Origin of the sequence: Arthrobacter alpinus (assembly GCF_001294625.1) — a bacterium.
GTDB classification, from domain to species: Bacteria; Actinomycetota; Actinomycetes; order Actinomycetales; family Micrococcaceae; genus Specibacter; species Specibacter alpinus_A.
On the sequence record NZ_CP012677.1, the window covers coordinates 423,571 to 446,758 of the forward strand.

Consider the following 23,188-nt stretch of genomic DNA (forward strand, 5'->3'; position numbering starts at 1 on the left):
CCACCAGACAAGGAGTACAAGATGTTGTTGTTTTCATGCCCCAACTGCGGGCCGCGCAACGAAGGCGAATTCCACTACGGGGGACAAGCTCATGTGGCCTACCCCACACACCCGGGGGACCTCTCCGACCGAGAATGGGCGGAGTATCTGTTCTTCCGAGAAAATACGAAAGGGCTGTTTGCGGAGCGGTGGGTGCACAGCACCGGCTGCCGCAAATGGTTCAACATGGTCCGGGACACTGTCAGCTATGACATCCACGCGGTCTACCGCATGGGCGAGCAGCCACCGACGGACCTTGACCCGGCAACCACACCGGCAAACGCACCAGCCCAGCCGCTGGCGCCCGCCCAGGCAAGTAACACCAGCACATCGGAAGGAGTGTAGCCATGACACCGCAGAACAAGCAGCCCAACCGGCTCGCAAGCGGCGGCCGGATCGACCGCAGCACCACCTGGAACTTCACCGTCGACGGCGTCGGCCACACCGGCCACCCGGGCGACACCATCGCCTCCGCGCTGATCGCCAACGGCCGTCTGGCCGCAGGCAACTCCCTCTATGAGGACCGCCCTCGCGGCATTCTCTCTGCAGGCGTTGAGGAATCCAATGCGCTCATCAAGGTTGCTGGACGATTCCCCGGCCACGCGGCCGAATCCATGCTTCCGGCCACGGCCGTCTCCCTCGTTGACGGGCTCGACGTCGAATTCCTTTCCGGCCTAGGCAGGCTCGATCCGTCCCAGGACGAGGCTGTCTACGACAAAAAGTACGTCCACACGGACGTCCTGGTGGTCGGCGGAGGGCCCGCAGGGCTCGCCGCGGCCCGCGAGGCGGCCCTTACAGGCGCCCGCGTCATCCTCATCGACGACCAGCCGGAACTGGGCGGGAGCCTGCTTTCCGGACGCGACGAACGCGTCAACGGCATCCCGGCTCTGGACTGGGTGGCCGGGGTTCAGGCGGAACTGGGCGCAGCCGCTGAATGCACGGTGCTGCACCGCACCAGCGTGTTCGGCTCCTACGACAGCAACTTCCTGATCGCCGTGCAGAACCGCACCGACCACGTTGCGGCGGCCCCAGGTGACGGCGTCTCCCGCCAGCGCATCTGGCACATCCGCGCCAAGCAAGTGGTCCTGGCCACTGGCGCCCACGAACGCCCCATCGTGTTTGAAAACAACGACCGCCCCGGCATCATGCTTGCCTCGGCGGCACGCAGCTACCTCAACCGCTACGGCGTGGCGGCCGGGTCCAAGGTGGTCATCGGCACCACGAACGACAGCGCCTATCAGCTCGCCGCAGACCTGCTGGCCGCGGGCATCGAGGTGGCCGCCGTCGTTGACGCCCGCCCGCAGCTGTCGCCGCTGGCCGCTGCCGCAGCGCTTAGCGAGGACGTGCGTGTCATCACTGGCAGTGCCGTGGTCAACACCGCCGGTGCCACGGCGCTGGAGGCGGTCATGCTCGCCGGGATCGACGCCGACGGCGCGCCCGTCGGCGCGGTGGAGGAAATCGCCGCGGACCTGCTCGCCGTCTCCGGCGGCTGGAGCCCGGTGGTGCACCTGCACAGCCAGGCGCAGGGCAAGGTGCGCTGGGACGTGGAGCTGGCCGGCTTTGTGCCGTCCACCGTGGTAAGGAACCAGCAAAACGTTGGCGCCTGCCGCGGCAGCTACGCCCTCGCTGACTGCGTGGCCGAGGGAGCTAGTGCCGGTTCTGTTGCCGCCGTCAACGCCGGGTTCGCCACGGCCGCCGCCGTTGCTGCCGCCACCGCAGTGGCGGCGCGCCCCGCACGCCCGGCCCAACCCACGGGCCCCACCCGCGCATTGTGGCTGGTGGGCGGTACGCAAGGATCGGCGTCGGACTGGCACCACCACTTCGTGGACTTCCAGCGCGACCAAAGCGTTGCCGACGTGTGGCGCTCCACCGGTGCCGGACTGCGCAGCGTGGAACACATCAAGCGCTACACCTCCATCAGCACCGCTAACGACCAGGGTAAGACCTCGGGCGTGAACGCGATTGGCGTCATCGCCGCAGCGTTCCGCCAGCAGGGCACCGTGGTGGACCCGGACATCGGCGCGATCGGCACCACCACCTACCGGGCACCATTCACACCCGTCGCGTTCGTGGCTCTGGCCGGCCGGCAGCGCGGGGACCTGTTCGACGCCGCCCGCCGCACCTCCATCCATTCCTGGCACGTGGACCGCGGCGCCCTGTTCGAGGACGTGGGCCAGTGGAAACGGCCCTGGTACTATCCGCAGCCGGGCGAGGACATGGACGCGGCCGTGCTGCGCGAGTGCGCTGCAACGCGTGAGTCCGTGGGATACATGGATGCCACCACCTTGGGCAAGATCGAAATCCGCGGCCAGGACGCCGGGGAGTTTCTGAACCGGATCTACACCAACGCGTTCAAGAAGCTCGCCCCCGGCTCCGCCCGCTACGGAGTCATGTGCACCCCGGACGGGATGATCTTCGACGACGGCGTGACCCTGCGCCTGGATGAGGACCGCTACTTCATGACCACCACCACCGGCGGCGCCGCCAAGGTGCTGGACTGGCTGGAGGAATGGCAGCAGACCGAATGGCCCGAACTGGACGCCACCTTCACCTCGGTGACCGAGCAATGGACCACCATCGCTGTTGTCGGGCCCAAGTCCCGGGCCGTGCTGGCCAAGCTGGCCCCGGATCTGGACCTCTCCAACGAGGCCTTCGGATTCATGGCGTTCCGAGAGACGGTGCTAGCCTCCGGCGTTGCGGCGCGGGTGTGCCGCATCTCCTTCTCCGGCGAGCTCGCCTACGAGATCAACGTCCCGGCCTGGTACGGACTCTCGACCTGGGAGGACGTGACGGCGGCGGGGGAGGAATTCAACATCACCCCGTACGGCACCGAAACCATGCACGTGCTCCGTGCCGAAAAGGGCTACCCGATCGTCGGCCAAGACACCGACGGCACTGTCACCCCGCAGGATGCGGGCATGGACTGGGTGGTTTCCAAGGCCAAGGACTTCATCGGCAAGCGATCCTACCAGCGCGCCGGCGCCGTCCGGGAGGGCCGCAAACACTTGGTCAGCGTGCTGCCGGTGGACGGTTCCATCCGCCTGCCGGAGGGCACGCAGCTGGTGGCGGCCGGGGTCAGCGTGAACCCCGCCTACGGGCCCGTGCCCATGCAGGGATTCGTCACTTCCAGCTACCACAGCGCCGCCCTGGGACGGTCCTTCGGGCTGGCCATGATTAAGGACGGACGCAACCGGATCGGTGAACGCCTCATCGCTGCCGTCGGGTCCGAGCTGGTGGACGTGGTTGTTGGGGAAACAGTACTTTTTGATGCCGAAGGGAAGCGCCGAGATGGTTAACACAGCAGCAAACGCAAATGTACAGGCACTGCGACGGAGCCCGGCTGCGCACCTATGGACGGACTTCGAGGTGGCCGTAGTGGTGGGGGAGTACGGGGTTGCCTTGCGCGAAATCCCGTTCCAGCGGATGGTCGGGATCCGCGTGGACCCCCTGTCCGAGGCTGGGCAGCGGATCGGTGCGCGGACGGGCGGGTTGCCCGCCAGTTGCGGGCAGGTCACGGCCGGGCCGGGCGGGGTGAATACCCTGTGGCTGGGGCCGGACGAGTTCCTCACCATCGCCCCCGACGACGGCGGCGCGGACGGTGGCGGGCTGGCCGCCAGCCTCGTTGAGGCACTGGGTGACGGTGCCGGGCAGGCCATCGAGCTCTCCAGCAACCGCACCACCTTCGAGCTGGCTGGGCCCAGCGCCCGGGCCGTGCTCGAGAAGAGTTGCGCGGCTGACCTGCACCCGCGCTCCTTCGCTACCGGCACCGCCATCACCACGGAAATCGGCAAGATCCCCACCATCTTGTGGAAGACCGGCGATGACGCGTTCTTGATATTCCCGAGGGCTTCTTTTGCCGACTACCTGGGACGCTGGCTGTTGGACGGCATGCGGGAATTTGCCGCAGGGAACACGTCATGGCACTAAGCGTCCTGGACCTGTTCTCCGTCGGCATCGGGCCCTCCTCTTCCCACACTGTGGGCCCGATGCGTGCGGCGAAGCGTTTTGCCGACGGACTTAAGCGTGACGGCGTACTCACCGGTGTGGTCCGCATTGAGGCCCAGCTATTCGGCTCGCTCGGCGCCACGGGCCGCGGCCACGGCTCGGACAAAGCCGTGGTGCTGGGGCTGCAGGGGCAGGACCCGGAAACTGTAGACACCGCCACAGCCGACGACCAGGTTGCAGCGGCGGCGCTGGATGCGCAGCTGATGCTCGGGGGCCGGCACCGCGTGGACTTCAACTACGAGAAGGATGTGGTGCTGCACCGGCGCAAGTCGCTGCCGGCCCACCCCAACGGCATGACGTTCCGGGCGCTGGACCACGCCGGTGCGGCGGTGCGCGAACGCACGTACTACTCCGTGGGCGGCGGCTTTGTGGTGGACGAAGAGGCTGTGGGGGCGGACCGGGTGGTCATGGACGAAACCGTCCTGCCGCACCCGTTCAGCACCGCCGACGAGCTTCTGGCCATCTGCGCCCGGGAGGGCATGAGCATCTCCGAGGTCATGATCTCCAATGAACTGGTGTGGCATTCGGAGGAGGAATTGCGGGCCAAGCTGCTGAACATTTGGGCCGTCATGCAGGCTTGCGTGGCCAACGGTTGCGCCGCCGAGGGCATCCTGCCCGGCGGGCTGAGGGTGACGCGCCGTGCGCCAGGGCTTTTCCGCACGCTGCAGGCGCCCGAGGACGCCTCGGACCCCCTGCGAGCCATGGAGTGGGTCAATCTCTTCGCCCTGGCAGTCAATGAGGAAAACGCTGCGGGCGGGCGCATTGTCACCGCCCCCACCAACGGGGCTGCCGGCATTATCCCGGCCGTGCTGCACTATTACATGAAGTTTGTGCCGGGTGCCAACGACGACGGCGTCGTGAAGTTCTTGTTGACGGCCGCGGCCATCGGCATGCTCTTCAAGCTCAACGCCTCCATCTCCGGCGCCGAGGTGGGCTGCCAGGGCGAGGTGGGCTCGGCGTGTTCCATGGCCGCCGGCGCCCTGTGCGAGCTACTGGGTGGAACACCCGTGCAGGCCGAGAACGCCGCGGAAATCGGCATTGAGCACAATCTGGGCCTGACCTGCGACCCCGTGGGCGGGCTGGTGCAGATCCCGTGCATTGAACGCAATGCGATCGCCAGCGTCAAGGCGATCAATGCCGCACGGCTGGCCCTGCACGGGGACGGCAGCCAGAAAGTTTCATTGGACAAGGCGATCAAGACCATGAGGGAAACAGGTGCCGACATGATGAGCAAATACAAGGAAACCTCCCGCGGGGGCCTAGCCGTGAATGTGATCGAGTGCTGACATGGACACTTTGGTAGAGCCGGTTGAAACGGCCCAATATGTGCTCACGCTGGATTGCCCGGACGGTCCCGGGATCGTCCACCAGGTTTCCGGCGTTTTGTTGGGGCAGGGCGCGGACATCATCGACGTGCGTCAGTTCAGTGACCGTCAGCACCTGAGGGTGGTGGCCGGGGCGCCGGAACCGGACGGCCGCTTCTTCATGCGGCTGCACTTTGAGGCGCCGGCTGGGGAGCTGACCCAGGATGCGCTGCGTGCGGCGCTGGAACCGGTGGCGAAACAGCACGGCATGCGTTGGGAGCTGCGCCCGCACGGCGCCAAGCGGCGGGTGTTGATCATGGTCTCCAAGTTTGAGCATTGCCTCAACGACCTGCTGTTCCGCACCCGCACAGGGGAGTTGCCGGTGGAGGTGGTGGCTGTGGTTTCCAACCATCCAGACCATCAGCGGCTGGCGGAGTGGCACGGCATCGCCTTCTTCCACGTACCCGTCACCGCCGACACCAAACCACAGGCGGAGGCGCGGCTGATGGAGCTGGTGGACCAGTTCGACGTCGAACTGGTGGTGCTGGCCCGCTACATGCAAGTCCTCAGCGACGGGCTCACCCGCCACCTGGAGGGACGCGCCATCAACATCCATCACTCGTTCCTGCCCAGCTTCAAAGGCGCCAAGCCCTACCATCAGGCCTATGCGCGCGGTGTGAAGACCGTTGGGGCCACGGCGCACTACGTCAACAGTGAACTGGATGAGGGGCCCATCATCTCCCAGCAGGTGGTCGAGGTGGACCACACTTTCGGTCCGGAGGATCTGGTGGCTGCCGGGCGGGACACCGAATGCAAGGCACTCAGCAACGCCGTGCGCTGGCATTGCGAGGGCCGGGTGATAGTCCAGGGGAACAGGACCATCGTGCTGCGCTAGCGCGGAGAACCTTCCGCTATGCGCAGGACCCGCCCGGATTTCGGCGCAACTTGTCCAGTGGCGCCAAACTCGTCGCGAGTCGTACGCATGATGGATGGTCCTAGCCGCCCACGATCCCGCCAAAAGCCAGCCCGAGCAGATACGTTGCCGCCGCTGCACCCATGCCGATACCCAGCTGGCGCAGTCCCCGCCACAGCGGTGAGGCGCCTGAGAGCAATCCGACGACGGCGCCAGTCCCCATCAGCGTCAGGCCCACCAACACACAGGCCAGGACTAGGGCGCTCACCCCCGTCATGCCAAACACAAACGGCAGGATGGGGATGATGGCGCCGGAGGCAAAGAAGCAGAAGCTGGAGGTGGCGGCGCCCCAAGCAGTGCCGAGGGTTTCGTGGTCGTCCGCGGACTTGAACTCGTCGGGGCGCAGGGACAGGCTGGGATCACAGTCGCAGGTGAAGCCACCCATGCGCTCGGCCGCACGGTGTTCGGCTGCTTCGCGGGACATGCCACGGGCCAGGTACACCAGCACCAGCTCGTTGTTCTCCAGATCCAGCGACGGAGCTGCGGACAGGGTGATCTGGGTGGGTTGGGAGGCGTCCAGGAGTTCACGCTGGGACCGCACAGAAACAAATTCGCCCGCCCCCATGGACAAGGCGCCAGCCAGGAGCCCCGCCACACCGCTGAATAAAACCACCTGGCTGCCCACGCCCGTGGCCGCCATGCCCACGACGAGGGAGAGGTTGCTGACCAGTCCGTCATTGGCGCCAAAAACCGCCGCCCGGAACGATCCGGAGAGACGGATGCGCCCCCGCGTGGCCAGGCCTCGGACCACCTCTTCGTGGATCGATTCGTCGGCGGCCATGGCGTCGGTGGCGTCGGCGTCGGTGGCATAGGGGGAGCGGGATTCCGAGCGTTGGGCCAGGGCCAGCACAAAGACGGAACCGAAGCACCGGGCCAGCAGGCCCAGCAACTGATTGCGGGCGGACGCGGCCACCGGCGGCTCGGCGTGCTCGCCCAGAAGGTTCAACCAATGCTTTTCGTGGCGGCCCTCCGCCTGCGCCAGGGCCAGCAAGATGGCTTTTTCCTCGCCCTCGCGGCGTTTGGCCAGGTCGCGGTAAACGGCGGCTTCGGCCCGTTCGTCGGCCAGATATTGGCGCCAGCGACTGATTTCTACGGGGGTGGGAATGCGTTCTGGCACAGTAGGGAACTCCTCAAGTAAGCCATTACTGTAGCGCGTATTGGTGGCAATTTCCGGCCGGTGATCCTTGAAAAATAGTTTCGGCCTACCGCACTTTCGCCCGGCTAGCCACGGAGAAAAGGACGTGCGCAAAAAGGGTGCGGATATGCTGGGAATCACGCAGCGTTGGCGGCCACGGATCGGAAGCAGGTCAGTGAAAATGGTTGAGGTGCTTTTCCCGATGATGACCGGGGACCCGCAGGACCAAGGCGTGCTGACCCTGTGGCTGGTGCCCGACGGCGACGCCGTGCGCCCCTACCAGGTGCTGGCCGAGGTCACCATCGACAAGTTCGACGCCGAAATCAACGCCCCCGCCGCGGGCGTGCTCACGTGGCACGTCCAAGAAGGTGACGAGGTGGCGCAGGGCGCCGTTATTGCCACCATCGCCTAGCCGCCGGGGTTGCGCCGGCCTAGTACTTTTCGAGTTTGAAGCCCAGGCTGCGGCTCTCCCGTGAACCGGTCTGCGCCATGGTGACCACCAGCGTGCCGATTTCCGGTACCCAGCGGGCGGCACGCACCGCCGCCGCCAGCGCGTCCACCAGCAGTGCCGGTGCGGCGCAGAAGTAGCTGTGGTGACCCCTGGGGGTGAAAAAGGTGACGGCGCCCAAATTCACATCCACGGCCGGCAGAACGGGGATGCCGGCTGAGGGTGGGGCCGTGCGGGGAGCGGCGTTGTGAGAAGAGCGGCTACGGTCTGCGGAAATAGTTGCCATGATCAAACCTTTGATGGGGGTGCTCTTACCCGCGGATCCAGTCACCGCAGGTCACTTCCTCATCCGAGCCACCCTGTGAACATGGGGTTGGCGTGCGACCAGTCGGAGCTTGGCATCGCATCTCGTGAAGCTGGTTTCCACCGTAGCGCTTTAAAGTACGACGGCGGTTGATGACGTAATTTATTACGTCACCAACCGCCGTCCTACGTTGGTCGAACTACACGGTGGTGCTGTTCTTGCCCGTCATGACGGTGTCGATATCATCTGAATTGGAATCAGTGGCAGCCGCTGCGAGGCGGTCGTCCCAAATCTTGCGGATGTTCGCGGGCGTTGCCGGGGTCAGTAGGGAGACCGCGATGTAGACCACCAGCGAGGCGAGCAGGCCAAAGTAGATCGGCTCGTTGGCGTAGATGCCATCGGCGCTGGGGATCACGCCGGTGGCGTACAGCACCAGCAGGGCGATGGTCAGCAGGCTGCCAACCACCATGGACCAGGCGGCGCCAAGTCCGTTGCCACGCTTCCACACCAGGCCGCCGATGATGGACACCAGCAAACCGCCAACCAGGATGTCGTAGGCGATGGTCAGGGCGAACACCACGTCGTTGACAACAATGGAAATCAGGACCACTAGGAGCCCCAGGCCCAGCACGTACCAGCGGTTGGCGTTGACGTCATGCTCGGGGTTGGAGCTGTCTGAGGTGTCGATGGTTTTGCCGAACCAGCTGGCCACGAACGGGACAACGTCCTTGCGGGCCACGGTGGCGGCGGCAATCAGGGAACCCGATGCGGTGGACATCATGGCGGCCACGGCGGCGGCCATGACGATCCCACCAATGCCGATGGGCAGCAGGTGGGTGGCCACTTCGGCGTAGACGACGTCCTTGCCCAGGTTGGCGACGTCGATGGTGGGCAGAGCTACCTTGGCGGCCAGTCCGATCAGGGCGCCGGCCACGCCATACAGGATGCAGTAGATGCCGGCGGTGGCGCCGCCCCAGCGGGCCACCTGTGGGTCGCGGGCGGTGAAGACACGCTGCCAGATGTCCTGGCCAATCAGCAGGCCCAGGGTGTAGACCACGAAGTAGGTGATGATGGTCTGGATGCCGATGCCGTCCCACGCGAAGAAGCTGGCGTCAACGCGTTCCTTGATGCCGTCGATGCCACCGGCGGCGTTCCACGCGAACGGGAGCATGAGGAAGAAGATGCCCACGGTCTTGATCACGAACTGCACCTGGTCGGCCAGGGTGATGGACCACATGCCGCCAACGGTGGAGTAGATGAGCACAATGGCCCCACCCACGGCAATGGCCAGCCAGCGGTCCCAGCCGAACAGCACCACAAAGATGGTGGCGTAGGCGCCGGTGGAAGTTGCCGAGATCATGATCGTGTAGGCGAGCATGACGATGCCCGACATCTTGGTGGTCTCCTTGCCGTAGCGCAGGCTCAGCATTTGGGAGACCGTGTAGATCTTCAGCTTTTGGATGGTGGGGGCAAACAGCAGGCTCAGCAGCAGTACCCCGATGCCAATAGCAACCACCAGCCACATGCCTGAAATGCCGAACTTGTAGCCTAGCCCCACGCCTCCCACGGTGGAGGCTCCACCGAGGACGACGGCGGCCATGGTGCCGGTGTAGAGGAAGGGGCCAAGGCGTCGGCCGGCCACGAGGAAGTCACTATTGTTCTTGGTTCGGGACTTGCCCCACCAGCCGAAGGCCAGCATGGCCACCAAGTAAATGACGACTATTGCAATGTTCAATGTCACGTAGTGCTCCAAGGTGCTGTGAGGGGGATTCCCCAAAAAAATTGCCTGGTAGGCAACATCTGTTGTCCAATAGGCTAAACTGTGATTGAGGTAACAGTCAAAAAATCGAAGTGTGTGTGATGCCCGTATAGAGTCACGGTGGGCGCATCAGGCCCGCAACCAAGAAGGAGCGAGAATGAAAGCGTTGCCCGTAGAGCCTAGTACGGCACCGGTGGCCATAGGATCCCGAATTCGGGCAGCGCGCCAGTCCCAGCGACTCACTATTGAGCATGTGGCAGATGCGACCGGCCTGACCAAGGGGTTTCTTAGCCGGGTGGAACGCGATCTAACCTCACCAAGTGTGGCGTCTTTGGTGACATTGTGCCAAGTTCTCTCCATCTCCATCGGGGACCTCTTTGCCGTCCCCGAGACGCACTTCACCCCTGCCGGCGAGGGACCGCGCATCTCCCTAGGCGGCGACGGGATCGTGGAGCGGCTGCTCACGGCCAGGTCCGAGCGCCGGCTTCAGATCCTCTCGGCCACCATTGCCCCGTTTGGGCGAGGCGAATCCGAGCTTTACGCCGTGGACTGCGACGTGGACGTGCTGCACATCATCAGCGGTGAGCTGACTCTGATCATGACAGCGGAATCCTATGACTTGCAGGCAGGGGACACGCTCTCCTTTTCAGGACGCGAACCACACTCCTGGGAAAACCGCTACGGCACCCCCGTCGAGGCGCTGTGGATCCTGGTTCCTGCAGCCTCCGGTCCGGGAGGCTAGCGGAGCCGGGTGCGCTCGGAGCCGGGCGCGCACGGAAAGTGCGCCCTCGCGGGGTTAGCCGACGTGAACCCAGGGGCGCTTGGTGAGGTCCGGCTCGGCCTCGCGCAACACTTCCCGAGTGACGGGGGCGATCTCGCCTTCGCCAAAGAACAGGAACTTGAGCAGGTTGTAGATCGGGTTCCCTTCGTTCCACCGGAAGTAAATGTGCGGGATCAGGCCCGTGGCGTCGCGGACGTGCAACAGCACCGCGGCAATCGTGTTGGGCACATTGGAGCCGTGGACCTCCAGGATCTTGTAGCCGTGGCGCATCACGCCACGGATCTCCAGTGCCGTTTCAAAGTCGGAGGAATCATCGACAATGACCTCCATGAACAGCACGTCGCGGGGATCCCCCATCGCGTTGACCGCCACCGCGTGGTTGAGTTTGCGGCGGTAGGCTGCGGCGTTGCGGGTCTTGGGGTCGTGGGAGATGATCCTGATGGTGCCCTCGTCCACGGATGCCACAAAGTTCATGGCGGCCTCGTCCATGCGGATGTAGGTGGCCCGCAGTTCGAAGGCCCGGCGCATGCGCGAGAGCAGGCTGACCACCACGATCCCCAGGATGAAAAGCAGGGCGATCTTCAGCCCGTCGGGGCGCTCGATCGAGTTCGCCACGGTGGTGTAGAGGAAGGCCAGCGACACAGCGCCAAAGCCGATGGTTTGCGCCCGCTGCTTTTTTCGCCGGGCGGAGAGCGTGACGGCGATGGCCGCCGAGGTGATGAGCACCAGTACGCCGGTGGCATACGCACCGCCCTGGGCGTCGACGTCGGCCTTGAAGACCAGTGTGATGATGACGGCGATGACGGTGAATACCAGGACCAGCGGGCGCACGGCGCCGGCCCAGGCTGGGGCCATGCCAAAGCGCGGCAAGTAACGCGGGACCAGGTTTAGCAGACCGGCCATAGCTGAGGCTCCGGCAAACCACAGGATGGCGATGGTGCTGACGTCGTACGCGGTGCCGAAGCCTTCGCCGAGCAGTTGGTGGGCTAGATAGGCAAGGGCGCGGCCGTTGGCGGCGCCGCCTGGCTGGAATTCTGCGGCCGGGATCAAAATGGTGGTGGCCAGGGACGAGGTGATCAAGAACGTGCTCATGATCAGCGCCGCCGTAGTCAGCAGACGCTGGGCGCCCTTGATACGACCCTCGGGATTGGCCTCGGTGTCACTGGGGCGGCCCTTGATCTGCGGCATGACGGCCACACCGGTCTCAAAACCGGACAGGCCCAGGGCCAGGCGGGGAAAGACCAGCAGCGCCACGGCCACCACCATGACTGGACTGCCGTGCTGGGTGGTCAGTGCGGTCCACCAGTCGGCCGTCAGCAGCGGACTGCCCACCACATGCACCAGCGAAACGCCGATCACCACCAGATTCAGGGTCAGGAAAATGCCCACCAGGACCACGGCAATACCGATGGCCTCCTTGAACCCGCGCAGGAATACTGCGGCCAGCGCGGCAATCAGGACCAGGGTGATAATGACGTTCTGGCCATCAAGGAACTTCGGGGCAAACGGGTTTTCCAACACATGCGCGGTGGCATCGGCGGCAGACAAGGTGATGGTGATCATGAAGTCGGTCGCGGCGAAACCCAGCAGGGCCAGCACGAACAGCTTCCCCCACCACTTCGGCAGGAGGCGTTCGAGCATGGCGATGGAGCCGGCGCCGTGCGGGCTTTCGCGCGCCACGCGCTTGTAGACCGGAAGGGCGCCAAAAAGTGTGACCAGGACCAGCACGATGGTGGCAAGGGGGGCCATGACCCCGGCGGCCAGGGCGGCGATGGCCGGCTGGTAGCCAAGGGTTGAGAAGTAATCCAGCCCCGTCAGGCACATGACCCGCCACCAGGAGTGGGGTTTGTCGGCTGGGGACGGTTTTCCGTGAGGGCCCTGCCGCTTGCCCGAACTTTCAGGCATCCCTTCCAGGAGCCAGTGGCGCAGTGCCTGCGTACCCTTGGGCTTGAATCGATCCCCTGGGTCCGGCGGCGCCTGGGAGAGGGATGTCATGCGAGGGTCCTTTCTAGCAAGGATGCACGGCCGATCGGCCGCAGTACCTCACAAAATGCGCTGTTGCTGCTCAGTGAGACTAACACCGCCGCCGAGCCGCGGCCCCGGTTTTGACGAAATCTATACGGAGGCGCGGTGAGTGAGCTTATCCGGGTTCCCTGTATTTTATCTAAGGAAAACTTTTGGTTCACATTAGACAACTTCAGTTGTACGATGGTGAACGAACGTGTGACGCAGGTCAACTCTTAAAAACGAGGACATCCATGAAAGAGCTCCGTATCGAGGCCAACGGCAACCTTGGCCCGATCGATTCCTCCCGCATCCCGCGCTACGCAGGTGCGGCCACCTACGCACGCCTCCCACGCCTGGACCAGGTCGCCGCGGCCGATGTCGCCGTCGTTGGAGTCCCCTTCGACAGTGGCGTCTCTTTCCGCCCCGGGGCCCGCTTTGGCGCCAATCATGTGCGTGAGGCATCCCGCCTGCTGCGCCCCTACAACCCCGCCTGGGACGTCTCACCGTTTGAAAACTGCCAGGTGGCCGACGCCGGCGACATGGCCGTAAACCCGTTCAACATCAACGAGGCCATCGAGACCATCCAGCGAAACGCACTGGACCTGACCGCCGGCGGTGCCAAGCTGCTGACCATCGGTGGCGACCACACCATCTCCTTGCCGCTACTGCGAGCCGCGGCCGAACGCGCTGGCGGACCCATCGCCATGCTGCACTTTGACGCCCACCTAGACACCTGGGACAGCTACTTTGGCGCCGAATACACCCACGGAACACCCTTCCGCCGCGCAGTGGAGGAGGGCATCCTGGACACCGAGGCCATCTCCCATGTGGGAACCCGTGGCCCGCTGTACGGTAAGAAGGACCTGGACGACGACCACCGCTTCGGCTTCGGTATCGTCACCGCCGCCGACGTTTACTACCAGGGCGTGCTGGAAACCGTCGCGAAAATCCGCGACCGGATCGGCAGTCGACCGCTCTACATCTCCGTCGACATCGACGTCCTGGACCCGGCGCACGCCCCCGGTACCGGCACTCCCGAGGCCGGCGGCCTCACCAGCCGCGAACTCATCGAGATCATCCGCGGCTTCCGCGGCATGAACCTGGTGGGTGCGGACATCGTGGAGGTGGCTCCGGCTTACGACCACGCCGAAATCACAGGTGTGGCAGCCAGCCATGTCGGCTTTGAATTGGTCACGCTCATGGCTGACAACTTTCGTGAGGGGGACCGTTTCGGGACCCCCACCGGCTACGCGGCCCAGGCGCTGGACGCCGAAGAACGACGTCGGCCCGCCGGATTTGCGCCGACCGCCACCGAAGGAGCAGCCAAATGACGGACGTCCAGATCCTGGTCGAGGCCCAGCCCCAGCGCAATGGCGGGGACCTTGTTGTGGAGACGTTGGCTGCCCTGGGCGCGAAGACGGCATTCGGCATCCCCGGACAGCACGCCCTGGGGCTCTTTGACGCCCTGGGCCGCTCGCCCTTGCACTTTGTCTCCTCCCGCGTGGAAAATAACTCCGCTTTTGCGGCCGACGGTTACTCCCGTGCCACCGGCGAGGTGGGTGTGCTGTTCTTGTCCACCGGACCAGGCGCCCTGACGGCGCTGGCCGGGTTGCAGGAGGCTTACGCCACGTGTGTTCCCATGATTGTGGTGGCCAGCCAGATCCCGTTGGAAGGCCTGGGTGCCCGGCGCAAGGGCATGCTGCACCAGCTCGATGACCAGAAGGCGTCAGCGGCCAACGTGACCAAGAGCCAGCGGCTGATCCAGCACGCCTCCGGCATCCCGTCCGCCATCCAGGATGCCTGGACGGAGGCGGTGTCCTCCCCGCAGGGCCCGGTCTGGATCGAGGTGCCGCAGAACGTGCTGCTCGATCCCATCTTTGTGCCCGCGGTCGAGGACGCACTGGCGGACCCTTTCGACAACCCGCCGCGCGTCGAACTGGTCCGGGAGGCCGTGAAGTGGCTGTCCGCCGCCGAGCGCCCGGCCATTGTGGCCGGTGGCGGCGTGCGCCGCGGGAACGCCCACCAGCAGTTGCTCTCGATCGCGGAGAAGCTCAACGCCCCGGTGGTGTGCACTCCCGGCGGCAATGGTGCGTTCCCGTGGAACCATGAGCTGTCGCTGCAGTCGTGGGTGGAGGACAAGCACGTCACCGAGGTTCTCGAAGATGCCGACGTCCTAGTGGTCATCGGGTCTTCCTTAGGTGAGGTCTCCAGCAACTACTTCACCATGGAGCCGCGCGGACGCATTATCCAGATCGACGCCGAACCCCGCGTTCTGGAATCCAACCGCCCGGCCCTGGGTATCCGTGCCGACGCCGGCCAGGCGCTTAGTGCCCTTGACGCCGCACTGACGGAACCTCACGGGGACAAGGCCCAATGGCACGGAACCACCCCGCAGGCCGTCGTCGCCGAAACGCTCGCCAAGGTGCAGGCGCGCTTGGACGGGCAGGATCTGGCGCTGGAGCGCAAGTTCATGGCCGACATCCGTGAGGCAGTTCCGGCGGACATGCAGACCTTCTGGGACATGACCATCTCCGCCTACTGGGGCTGGAGCTGCTGGGATGCCAGGGACGGCGAGTTCCACTCCGCCCAGGGCGCCGGCGGACTCGGCTACGGCTTCCCGGCCGCCATTGGCGGGGCGCTCGGCTTGCAGAGCCAGGGCAAGCCCGCACGCGTCCTGGCGGTTGCAGGCGATGGCTCCTCCATGTACTCCATCTCGGAGCTGGCCACCGCCAAGCAGCATAACGCCCCGGTCACCTGGCTCATCGTGGACGACGGCGGCTACGGCATCCTGCGCGAGTACATGATCGACACCTTCGGCAAGGCCACCCACACGGAGCTGGCCCGGCCCGACTTCGTGAAGCTGGCCGAGGCGTTCGGTGTTCCCGCCCGACGCGTGGCGCCCGAGGATGTCGGGGACGCGTTGAAGGCGGGTTTCGCCGCTGACGGGCCCAACGTCGTCGTGGTTGATGTCTTGTTGAAGATGTTTGGGCCCACTCACCTGGACATCTAGGGCCGCCCCTCCCTCGAACGTACAGTAGTTGTTGATGTTGGCGAACAACATCAACAACTACTGTACGTTCGGCATTCAGGTGGTGGATCGCCGCTGGTTCAACGCGGATCCTTCCGCTTTGACGATCCCGCTGGTGAAGTGGGTGTTGAAACCCTCCTGGTCGGTGCCGGAAACCGCGTATACCAAATCCCGCTGACGTATCGTGGAGCGCCGCTGGAGGGTGCGCAGGCATTCCTGGTGGGCACCATGAAGCATTCAGTGCTCGGGGACCGGTGGGTGTACGACGCCACAGCCGACCCCGTCTATGTTGGCGAGCTTGCCGCGGCGTTGCTGGCCGGCAAGCCGCAGGCAGTGAAAACCCGTGAAACTGATGGCAAGATTGAAACGTTGCCGGACACCGCGGAGCTTTTCAGTACCGGAACTTCGGGAACGCAGATCCCCACGCCGGAGATTGCCGCTCCCACCACGGCGCACGGGATCGTCAACATTCCGGTGGGTGCGCTGACGCTGAGCGTTGTCCGCGAACTGGATCTGGCTGGCGTCGTGCCTGCAAAAAAGGCACTCGGCGTGACGTGGGCGGGCAGGAAACCCCTGTTCTGGCTGCTACTTTTTAGGTCGCTTGTCGGCGTTGCGGTGACGGAGCCACAGGGTAACGCCGAGGACGACGGCGGTCACGAGGACCGCGAGCAGGATCCACGCTGATGCGGGGGTGGTGCAGATTCCAATCATCGGGACGCATGCCATGGTGCCGCTGGCCGTCCATTTCCAGTGGACCTCCACCACGTGATACAAGGAACGTTAGGATTCGGTCATGACAGAGACATCCGTCCGCCGCGTCATCCGCCTGTTTCCTGACTACGGCCATCGGTGGCCACTATGGGAGGACAGTACGGCCGGGCGAGTGACGAAATACACAATGGAGCCCGCGGACTTTGGGCTGTCAGAGAGTCTCACGCTCCGGCTTCGCACGTGGTATGACGCCTGGGATGCCGAGAATTTGTACGACGGCGGTTGGAGTTCGCCTGAAAATGAAACTGCGTGGAACGTGGAGGGTGCCAGTATCGCCGAGCAACTTTGCGAAGAAGTCAAAGCCTTCGCTGACGTGGAATACACCGAATAGAATCAGCGCCCGCTGAAGGATTCCCACCACGGGACGGATGCATGGGCCCACTAATCCACACCCCAGCCGGGCGACATTTTAGCCGGTCTCTGGCGACCAGCCGGGCCCGTCCTGCGCGGAGCGCAGCTCGCTTGCGATCGAAATTCTGGACGAACGGATCTTCGCCGAAGTGTTCCCCTGTGGCACAATCCTGCTTGTGAAGAACATCAATTTGACTGGACAGCTGATATGCCAAAGTGACGAAGAGATGGCTGTCGTTACAGAGTTGTTGCCTCGGCATATTGAATTGGCGCGTGCTGAACTTGGGTGCATTTCTTTCGAGGTGAACCAGACAAGTGACCCACGAGTATGGAACGTCTCCGAGTCTTTCCAAGATGCCGGCTCCTTTGAGCTTCACCAAGTGCGCGTCAAAGTTAGCGACTGGGGGTATGTGACGGCGGGCATCAAGCGAAACTATTCCGTGTCCGGCCTATAGATCCGGGGTTCACGCTTGAGTCAAGGAGTTGGTGACTGTGAAAGAGCTTCCGAACATTCCCCCGTGGGGGATCGTCCTGTGTGTTTGTGTGGCCGTAGCGTCAACTACCTTTTTAGCCATCGGGCTTTTCCACGCGCTAGCGGGTGCCGGGACGACGCAAGTCCTCTTTGACGCCTTAATTGCCGGTGCTCTGGCGCTCGGTGCCTGGTCCGTCCCAGTCAGGGGAAACCCTGCGCTTTCGAGGCATTCGGAAGGCCCGCCCAACCGTCGGAGCCCTCTTGACTAGTGGTGACATGAGCCACCAAGTGCTAAGTCACTCCAAAGTGTCCCGGCTCGCAGGTGCTGTGCAGGTGACGTCCGAAAAATGACAGCGTTGCCCTCAACCCATTCTTGAACATGTTCAAAAAGCGTGCTTTACTCATAGTTGAACGTGTTCAAACGAGTGGAGTTGGCGATGGACAACAAGAGCATGCAAACCAAGGACCTGGTGCTGCAAACGGCATTGGGGATGTTCCGCAGCAAGGGCTTCACGAAGACCACCATGCGGGGCATCGCCGCAGAAGCCGGCGTCTCGCTGGGTAGCGCCTACTACTACTTCGCCTCCAAGGACGAGCTTGTTCTGGAACTGTACAGGGAGTCGGTGGGGGAGCAGCGTGCCGCGGCCTCCGCGGCAATGGCCGACACCACGGGCCTGGCCGTGCGCCTGAAGGCCGCGCTGCATGCAGGGGTCGACGCGCTCACCCCGTACCACCACTTTGGCGGGGCCTTCATCTCCAGTGCACTGCCCCCGCAATCTGCCGTCAATCCCTTCGGGGAGGCCTCGGGTAAGGCCCGTGAAGACGCCATCGCCATCTTCGCCGAGGTCATCGAAGGCACCAAGGTCCCCGTGTTTCTCCGGGCACAGTTGCCGGAACTGCTGTGGCTGGGATACATGGGCGTGGTGCTGTTCTGGGTCTACGACCGCTCCGAGGACCAGCGCCGCACCCGCACCCTGATCGACGGCGCGTCACCGCTCATTGCAAAACTGCTCTCGTTCTCCCGGCTGCCGGTGGTGCGGCCCCTGGTCGAGGAAGCGCTGGCGCTCAAGGTACGGCTCCGGCCATGAGCACCATGGTGATTGCAGGTGCCTCCGGCTTCATTGGCAGCTACTTCCGCCGCGAACTGACCGACGCCGGATGGACAGTGCTCACCATCGGCCGCAGCGGTGATGCCACCTGGGGAGACGCGGCCGCCATGACCGCCGTCTTGGAGGGTGCCGACCTGCTCGTGAACCTGGCCGGCAAGTCGGTCTCATGCCGGTACACCCCGGCTAATAGGGCCGAAATCTTCCGATCGCGGGTGGAGACCACGGCCGAGCTGGGCCGTGCCATCGCCGCGTGCCAAGTGCCGCCGCGCGACTGGTTTAACGCGAGCACCGGCACCATCTACCGCGATGCCCGGGACAGGGCGCAAACGGAGCGCGACGGCGAACTTGGCACCGGCTTTTCGGTCGAGGTGGCGCGGCGCTGGGAAGCAGCCCTGGCTGCAGCAGTGACGCCGGAGACGCGGAAGATCCCCTTGCGGATCACCATCGTGATGGGTCCCGGTGGCGGCGTTATGCGCCCCTTCGTCACTCTGGTGCGGCTGGGACTGGGCGGGCGCATGGGCGCCGGCACACAAAAATACAGCTGGATCCACGTGACGGACCTGCTGCGGGCGGTGCTTTTCATTCACGAGCAGCCAGGGATTGCAGGACCCGTCAACATCGCTTCTCCCAAGCCGGTGACGAACGCCGAGCTCATGGCCGAGGTCCGCCGCGCCGTGCGCATGCCTTTCGGCGTGCCAACGCCTGCCTGGTTGCTTGGCATGGGCGCCGTGCTGATCTGCACCGAGACCGAGCTGGTCCTCAAAAGCCGCTGGGTGCTGCCTCAAAAACTCACCGACGCCGAATTCACCTGGCGTTTCCCCTCGCTGCGCGGCGCCCTGGCTGACATCGTTGCTGGAGTTCCGGTGGTCGCCCCTGTCCGGACCCCTAGGGCCCAATCGTGACCGGGTTCCGGATGCGCTACGGCGTACCCGCCTTCCTGCTTGGGTGGCTGGTCACGTTCCTGACCTTTTGCTTGGTGGTTGCGATTGTCCTGGACATCTCCTCTCTCGCCGGTGGTATGGGCGGTTCAATAGGGATCGTCGTGTTCGGCTATGCGGTCCTCTTTGGGGTTGTCCCGGCAGTGGTCGTCGGGATGCCGTTGGCCGCGTTGACCGCCTGGCCCCTGCAACGGATAAGGAACCAGTGGTGGCACGTGGCGGTCCATGCCGTCGCCATCGGTACGGTGGCCGCCGTCATTGCGCTTGTGGGTTTCCGGATCGGCGGCCTAGCCGCACTGTCCCTGGTTTTTGCCCTGTTCGCCTTCGGTGCAGCGGCGGGCCGGGCCAGTGTCATCAAGGTGGTGGCTCGTCGTAACGTTAGGTAATCGCGGGGCTGCTAGCCGCCGATGGAGGCCCGGTGGAAGTCGGTGTGCCAGAGGTCCACAACGGTGCCTGCGCCATCGGTGACGAGGTATTCCGGCCAGCGGTCGAACGCGGAGCAGGGGTGTGAAATGCCCAGCTCCACGATGTCCGTCACGGCCAAACCCTCGGCGCCCAGCAAAACGGCGTGGTGGTCAAAGAGTTTGTGCACGGTCGCCGTGGCGTCCGCCTTCTCAAGACCAGCGGCGGAGAACGCGGCTAGGAAAGGTGGCAGGCCGGCGTCGTACGGCAGATCCCGCTTGCCAGCGCCCAGTACCACCAAGCCATCCTCCGGGGCTGAGACCACCAGCGCCCGGACAGTCAACGCGGGTATGAGACCCGGGATGGGGTTGACGCCCGCGTAGGTGCCGTGGTCGTGCGTTGCATAGCAGCCGGAGCGCAGCATGTTGATGGTGCCGGGGACGCCGGAGGGTAGGAATTCGATCACCCGGTCCGGGAACGCAGATCCGCCCATGGAAAAGATCGGCGCCGGCGTTTCAAACTGCCCGGCAAGTTCCATGAAGATCTCGCGGGCCAGCCGGCAGTGGCGATCCACGGCGTCCAGGTTGATGGCGTCGCGGGAGTTCGGTGCCACGCCCTCGTAGCCGGACACCCCCACCAGACGCAGTCCAGGTGCAGCCGTGATGGCCAGCGCCACGTCGTGGGCCGCGGAGGCGGAGCGCACGCCCGTCCGCCCGGCCAGGGCCCCGACGTCGACCAGCATGTCCAGGGCCCGGCCGCTGCCGGCAAAGAGCGAAGCCGCAACGGCCACGCCAGCTACGGAGTCGGCGAAGATGCGCACAGTGAGGGAAGGGTCCGCCTCGAGCCACGCCTTGAGTCGGCCTAGGCCGTAACTGTCCACCACCTGGTTGGCGATGAGGACGTTGCGGTGGCCCCAGCCCAGCACGGTGCCCACCTGGTCAACGGTCGCCACGGTCACCCCGACGGCGCCCGCGGCAAGCTGTCGCCCGATGATGGGTGCGGACATGGTGGTTTTCACATGCGGGGCCAGGACCACGTTTGTGTCGCGGCACCAGGCGGCCATGATCTCGATGTTGCGCTCAAGGGCGGCGGCGTTCAGTCGCAGCTGGGGGTAGGCGGATTCGTTCACCAGTTTCTCCATTTCGGTACCACGCGGGCCAGGATGCCGGTATTTGCACGATGGTGGCAAGTCTATCGGCGCAACGGGTGGCGAAGTGGTTGGATTAGCCTATGACAATTGCTGCCATGCCCGGGTCGCCGGCCGCCCCAACCCTGACCGTCACCACCTGCACCGTTGAGCTGGCCGAGCTGGGCCAGGACTCGCCCCTGCCCTCGGTGCAGCCGCTGCTTGAACCGCCCTATGTGGTGGGCGGCGAAGGGATCCCGGAGGAGGTTGCTGCCGGATCACGCTGGGGCAAGGCGAAGAACTTGTACCCCTACCCGATGCAGGACGCCTATACGCGGGAGACCAGCGCAAGCGAGCTGACCGCCGTCGTGCTGGAAAACGATCACGTCAAGGCGACGTTCCTGCCCCAACTGGGCGGGCGGCTGTGGGCGCTGACCGACAAGGCCACGGGCAAGGAGCTGGTGCACACCCAGGACCGGATCCAGTTCGCTAACCTGGCCCTGCGCAACGCCTGGTTTGCCGGCGGGATCGAGTTCAACATTGGCACGCGCGGGCACTCGCCAACTACGTGTTCGCCCCTCCACAGCGCCATGGTGCGCACCCCGGAGGGGCAGGAAGTGCTGCGCATGTGGGAGTTTGACCGCCTGCGCGAGGTGGTGTTTCAAATTGACGCCTGGCTGCCCGCCGATTCTAAGGTGGTGTTTGTGGCGGTGCGCATCCGCAACCCCAACGATTTCACCGTCCCCATGTACTGGTGGACGAATGCGGCCGTCCCGCAAACCGCCGCCACCCGGGCTATCGCCCCGGCCGCCCGAGCTTATGCCACTGACTATGACGGGTCCTTGTCCATTGTGGCGCCCACCGATTTTCACGGGGTCGACGCCACCTATCCAGTGCGCAACCTCCACGCCGCCGACTTCTTCTTTGACCTTGGCCCGCAGGAGCGCCGCTGGGAAGTTGTCATGGACGATGCCGGGGACGGACTTGCGCTGGTTTCCTCGGATGCGCTGCGGGGCAGGAAACTGTTTGTGTGGGGCGAGAACGTGGGCGGGCACCGCTGGCAGGAGTGGCTGACGCCCACCGCGGACGGGGTGCCGCGCCACTACGCCGAGATTCAGTCCGGGCTGGCCCAGACCCAGTTTGAGCATGTGCCCATGCCGGCAGGCGCATCCTGGCAATGGGTGGAGGCCTACGGCAACGCCGCCTTGGACCCGGAGATCGGCAACGGTGCCTGGTCCGGGGCCGTGGCACATGGGGCACAACGTATTGCGGCATTGGTTTCGGAGGCCGCCGTGGATGCCGCGCTCGCCGACGCCACCCGCTGGGCGGACCTGGCTCCGAGCGAACTGCTGGTGGCGGGCAACGGCTGGGGCGCGCTTGAGGGGGTGCGGCGCCGTGCCGCAACCCTTGATTGGATTGACGAGACCGGAACACCGTTTGCCCCCGAAACCCTCACCATGGACCAGGCCCCATGGCTGGAGCTGTTGGCCGCCAACGACGGCATCGTGGAAAAGCCTTTTGAAGCCTCCGCCGCGTCCGTGGTCCGGCACCCCTTTGCCGGTGCCGCAACGTTTGTGCGCGGACTGGATTGGGAAGACCTGCTGACGGCCGGACGCAATTCCAGCGCCGAAGCCCGCTTTCACCACGCCTCCATGGTCCATGCCAGGGCGTCGTCCTCGGCAACGGACATGGAAGTGGTGGCGAAATTGTACCGCGGAGCGCTCGCCGACACCGAGCTCAGCGATGCCAGCCGTGCCCTAGCCCACCGTGGTTTGGGCCTGACTCTGCTTACCCTGGAGGACACGGCAGGGGGTGTGGCGGAGCTCGTGGCCGCGTGTGCCATGGAACCAGACAACCGCTGGCTGCTGGTGGAGGCCATGACGGAGTTGATCGCCGCGAACCGCCCCCAAGCAGCCCTGGAGATGGTGGGCAGGGCGCCAAAGTCCTTGGCCGACGTCGGACGCGTTGCGTTCCTGCGCGCCCTGGCCCACGCGCGATCGGGGGAGTCCGGGAAGGCCGCGGAGCTGCTCCGGGCCGGGCTGGAAGTGGCGGATCTGCGTGAGGGCGAAAATTCCATCACGGCCCTGTGGCAAGAGGTTTGCCCCGACGACGAGGTGCCGGAGGCGTACCAGTTCAGCATGCGCTAAGCCCCGTGACTGGTTAGCTTTGGCTGTTTAGGGGACTCTAAGCAGCCAAATTTCTCAAGTGACGCAGGCACCGGCACCGGCCCAGGTGG

At 64.9% G+C, this 23,188-nt stretch carries 21 protein-coding genes and 1 riboswitch; of the genes, 16 read left to right on the top strand and 5 right to left on the bottom strand.

From position 1 onward, the window contains the following. Positions 1 to 21: 21 nt before the first annotated feature. The 5 genes from AOC05_RS01805 to purU are packed head-to-tail and all read left to right on the top strand — an operon-like array spanning position 22 to position 6,243. The gene (locus AOC05_RS01805; RefSeq protein ID WP_062005174.1) at positions 22 to 384 is read left to right on the top strand and encodes a sarcosine oxidase subunit delta; all 363 of its coding nucleotides are present in this window, start codon (positions 22 to 24) and stop codon (positions 382 to 384) included. 2 nt (positions 385 to 386) lie between these two features. After that, positions 387 to 3,335 (top strand): 2Fe-2S iron-sulfur cluster-binding protein, encoded by a 2,949-nt coding sequence (locus AOC05_RS01810; protein WP_062005176.1) that lies wholly within the window; start codon positions 387 to 389, stop codon positions 3,333 to 3,335. Next, positions 3,328 to 3,966 carry a sarcosine oxidase subunit gamma gene (locus tag AOC05_RS01815; protein ID WP_062005178.1) on the top strand — a complete coding sequence of 213 codons (639 nt, stop codon included), beginning with the start codon at positions 3,328 to 3,330 and terminating at the stop codon, positions 3,964 to 3,966. The genes AOC05_RS01810 and AOC05_RS01815 overlap by 8 nt, the downstream gene beginning before the upstream one ends. Further along, positions 3,957 to 5,330 (top strand): L-serine ammonia-lyase, encoded by a 1,374-nt coding sequence (locus AOC05_RS01820; RefSeq protein WP_062005180.1) that lies wholly within the window; start codon positions 3,957 to 3,959, stop codon positions 5,328 to 5,330. Before AOC05_RS01815 ends, AOC05_RS01820 begins: the two co-directional genes overlap by 10 nt. Position 5,331: 1 nt before the next feature. After that, a complete protein-coding gene (gene purU / locus AOC05_RS01825; RefSeq protein ID WP_062005182.1) occupies positions 5,332 to 6,243 on the top strand; it encodes a formyltetrahydrofolate deformylase in 912 nt (303 codons plus the stop codon). A 100-nt stretch (positions 6,244 to 6,343) separates the two neighbouring features. On the opposite strand, the gene AOC05_RS01830 is transcribed toward purU, so the two are convergent. Further along, on the bottom strand, positions 6,344 to 7,438 hold the full coding sequence (locus AOC05_RS01830; protein WP_231687160.1) for a VIT1/CCC1 transporter family protein: 1,095 nt from the start codon (positions 7,436 to 7,438) through the stop codon (positions 6,344 to 6,346). A gap of 199 nt (positions 7,439 to 7,637) precedes the next feature. Here AOC05_RS01830 and AOC05_RS01835 point away from each other — a divergent pair, with 199 nt between their 5' ends. Next, positions 7,638 to 7,868 (top strand): biotin/lipoyl-containing protein, encoded by a 231-nt coding sequence (locus AOC05_RS01835; RefSeq protein WP_062009212.1) that lies wholly within the window; start codon positions 7,638 to 7,640, stop codon positions 7,866 to 7,868. A gap of 19 nt (positions 7,869 to 7,887) precedes the next feature. Here AOC05_RS01835 and AOC05_RS01840 read toward each other — a convergent pair whose 3' ends face one another. Both AOC05_RS01840 and AOC05_RS01845 read right to left on the bottom strand, forming a co-directional pair. Continuing rightward, on the bottom strand, positions 7,888 to 8,190 hold the full coding sequence (locus AOC05_RS01840) for a hypothetical protein (RefSeq protein ID WP_062005184.1): 303 nt from the start codon (positions 8,188 to 8,190) through the stop codon (positions 7,888 to 7,890). Between the two features lie 16 nt (positions 8,191 to 8,206). Continuing rightward, a riboswitch (SAM riboswitch) is annotated at positions 8,207 to 8,320 on the bottom strand. An 87-nt stretch (positions 8,321 to 8,407) separates the two neighbouring features. Then, positions 8,408 to 9,907 carry a sodium:solute symporter gene (locus AOC05_RS01845; RefSeq protein WP_082358100.1) on the bottom strand — a complete coding sequence of 500 codons (1,500 nt, stop codon included), beginning with the start codon at positions 9,905 to 9,907 and terminating at the stop codon, positions 8,408 to 8,410. A gap of 217 nt (positions 9,908 to 10,124) precedes the next feature. On the opposite strand from AOC05_RS01845, the gene AOC05_RS01850 reads away from it, so the two are divergent. Further along, positions 10,125 to 10,709, top strand: coding sequence for a helix-turn-helix domain-containing protein (locus AOC05_RS01850; protein WP_062005187.1), 585 nt, complete (start codon positions 10,125 to 10,127; stop codon positions 10,707 to 10,709). A gap of 54 nt (positions 10,710 to 10,763) precedes the next feature. On the opposite strand, the gene AOC05_RS01855 is transcribed toward AOC05_RS01850, so the two are convergent. Continuing rightward, the gene (locus AOC05_RS01855) at positions 10,764 to 12,743 is read right to left on the bottom strand and encodes an APC family permease (RefSeq protein WP_062005189.1); all 1,980 of its coding nucleotides are present in this window, start codon (positions 12,741 to 12,743) and stop codon (positions 10,764 to 10,766) included. 263 nt (positions 12,744 to 13,006) lie between these two features. Here AOC05_RS01855 and speB point away from each other — a divergent pair, with 263 nt between their 5' ends. The 8 genes from speB (at position 13,007) to AOC05_RS01895 (ending at position 19,810) form a co-directional block, all read left to right on the top strand. After that, the gene (gene speB, locus AOC05_RS01860) at positions 13,007 to 14,086 is read left to right on the top strand and encodes an agmatinase (protein WP_062005191.1); all 1,080 of its coding nucleotides are present in this window, start codon (positions 13,007 to 13,009) and stop codon (positions 14,084 to 14,086) included. Then, positions 14,083 to 15,765, top strand: coding sequence for a thiamine pyrophosphate-binding protein (locus tag AOC05_RS01865; RefSeq protein WP_062005193.1), 1,683 nt, complete (start codon positions 14,083 to 14,085; stop codon positions 15,763 to 15,765). The genes speB and AOC05_RS01865 overlap by 4 nt, the downstream gene beginning before the upstream one ends. Positions 15,766 to 15,903: 138 nt before the next feature. After that, complete coding sequence (locus AOC05_RS19665; protein ID WP_062005195.1) at positions 15,904 to 16,467, top strand: maltokinase N-terminal cap-like domain-containing protein; 564 nt, start codon at positions 15,904 to 15,906, stop codon at positions 16,465 to 16,467. Positions 16,468 to 16,576: 109 nt separating this feature from the next. Beyond that, positions 16,577 to 16,885, top strand: a complete 309-nt coding sequence (locus AOC05_RS01875; protein ID WP_062005197.1) for a hypothetical protein — start codon at positions 16,577 to 16,579, stop codon at positions 16,883 to 16,885. A gap of 247 nt (positions 16,886 to 17,132) precedes the next feature. Continuing rightward, the gene (locus tag AOC05_RS20515; protein WP_326832377.1) at positions 17,133 to 17,360 is read left to right on the top strand and encodes a putative quinol monooxygenase; all 228 of its coding nucleotides are present in this window, start codon (positions 17,133 to 17,135) and stop codon (positions 17,358 to 17,360) included. A 454-nt stretch (positions 17,361 to 17,814) separates the two neighbouring features. Further along, positions 17,815 to 18,465 (top strand): TetR/AcrR family transcriptional regulator, encoded by a 651-nt coding sequence (locus AOC05_RS01885; protein WP_062005199.1) that lies wholly within the window; start codon positions 17,815 to 17,817, stop codon positions 18,463 to 18,465. Continuing rightward, positions 18,462 to 19,388, top strand: a complete 927-nt coding sequence (locus AOC05_RS01890) for a TIGR01777 family oxidoreductase (RefSeq protein ID WP_062005201.1) — start codon at positions 18,462 to 18,464, stop codon at positions 19,386 to 19,388. The genes AOC05_RS01885 and AOC05_RS01890 overlap by 4 nt, the downstream gene beginning before the upstream one ends. After that, complete coding sequence (locus AOC05_RS01895; protein ID WP_062005203.1) at positions 19,385 to 19,810, top strand: hypothetical protein; 426 nt, start codon at positions 19,385 to 19,387, stop codon at positions 19,808 to 19,810. Before AOC05_RS01890 ends, AOC05_RS01895 begins: the two co-directional genes overlap by 4 nt. Before the next feature lie 11 nt (positions 19,811 to 19,821). Here the strand turns inward: AOC05_RS01895 and AOC05_RS01900 are convergent, their stop codons facing one another. After that, the gene (locus AOC05_RS01900) at positions 19,822 to 20,955 is read right to left on the bottom strand and encodes an alanine racemase (RefSeq protein ID WP_230085504.1); all 1,134 of its coding nucleotides are present in this window, start codon (positions 20,953 to 20,955) and stop codon (positions 19,822 to 19,824) included. Between the two features lie 101 nt (positions 20,956 to 21,056). Between AOC05_RS01900 and AOC05_RS01905 the strand changes: the two genes are divergently transcribed. Next, on the top strand, positions 21,057 to 23,099 hold the full coding sequence (locus tag AOC05_RS01905; RefSeq protein ID WP_230085511.1) for a DUF5107 domain-containing protein: 2,043 nt from the start codon (positions 21,057 to 21,059) through the stop codon (positions 23,097 to 23,099). Positions 23,100 to 23,188: the final 89 nt, after the last annotated feature.

Bases quoted from the DNA above. Each gene is read 5' to 3' on its own strand.
- AOC05_RS01815 (WP_062005178.1), top strand. From the start codon at position 3,328: ATGGTTAACACAGCAGCAAACGCAAATGTACAGGCACTGCGACGGAGC.
- AOC05_RS01865 (WP_062005193.1), top strand. From the start codon at position 14,083: ATGACGGACGTCCAGATCCTGGTCGAGGCCCAGCCCCAGCGCAATGGC.
- AOC05_RS01820 (WP_062005180.1), top strand. From the start codon at position 3,957: ATGGCACTAAGCGTCCTGGACCTGTTCTCCGTCGGCATCGGGCCCTCC.
- AOC05_RS01835 (WP_062009212.1), top strand. From the start codon at position 7,638: ATGGTTGAGGTGCTTTTCCCGATGATGACCGGGGACCCGCAGGACCAA.
- AOC05_RS01905 (WP_230085511.1), top strand. From the start codon at position 21,057: ATGACAATTGCTGCCATGCCCGGGTCGCCGGCCGCCCCAACCCTGACC.
- purU (WP_062005182.1), top strand. From the start codon at position 5,332: ATGGACACTTTGGTAGAGCCGGTTGAAACGGCCCAATATGTGCTCACG.
- AOC05_RS20515 (WP_326832377.1), top strand. From the start codon at position 17,133: ATGGCTGTCGTTACAGAGTTGTTGCCTCGGCATATTGAATTGGCGCGT.
- AOC05_RS01850 (WP_062005187.1), top strand. From the start codon at position 10,125: ATGAAAGCGTTGCCCGTAGAGCCTAGTACGGCACCGGTGGCCATAGGA.
- AOC05_RS01885 (WP_062005199.1), top strand. From the start codon at position 17,815: ATGGACAACAAGAGCATGCAAACCAAGGACCTGGTGCTGCAAACGGCA.
- AOC05_RS01890 (WP_062005201.1), top strand. From the start codon at position 18,462: ATGAGCACCATGGTGATTGCAGGTGCCTCCGGCTTCATTGGCAGCTAC.
- AOC05_RS01875 (WP_062005197.1), top strand. From the start codon at position 16,577: ATGACAGAGACATCCGTCCGCCGCGTCATCCGCCTGTTTCCTGACTAC.
- AOC05_RS01845 (WP_082358100.1), bottom strand. From the start codon at position 9,907: ATGCTGGCCTTCGGCTGGTGGGGCAAGTCCCGAACCAAGAACAATAGT.
- AOC05_RS01805 (WP_062005174.1), top strand. From the start codon at position 22: ATGTTGTTGTTTTCATGCCCCAACTGCGGGCCGCGCAACGAAGGCGAA.
- speB (WP_062005191.1), top strand. From the start codon at position 13,007: ATGAAAGAGCTCCGTATCGAGGCCAACGGCAACCTTGGCCCGATCGAT.
- AOC05_RS01855 (WP_062005189.1), bottom strand. From the start codon at position 12,743: ATGACATCCCTCTCCCAGGCGCCGCCGGACCCAGGGGATCGATTCAAG.
- AOC05_RS01840 (WP_062005184.1), bottom strand. From the start codon at position 8,190: ATGGCAACTATTTCCGCAGACCGTAGCCGCTCTTCTCACAACGCCGCT.
- AOC05_RS01810 (WP_062005176.1), top strand. From the start codon at position 387: ATGACACCGCAGAACAAGCAGCCCAACCGGCTCGCAAGCGGCGGCCGG.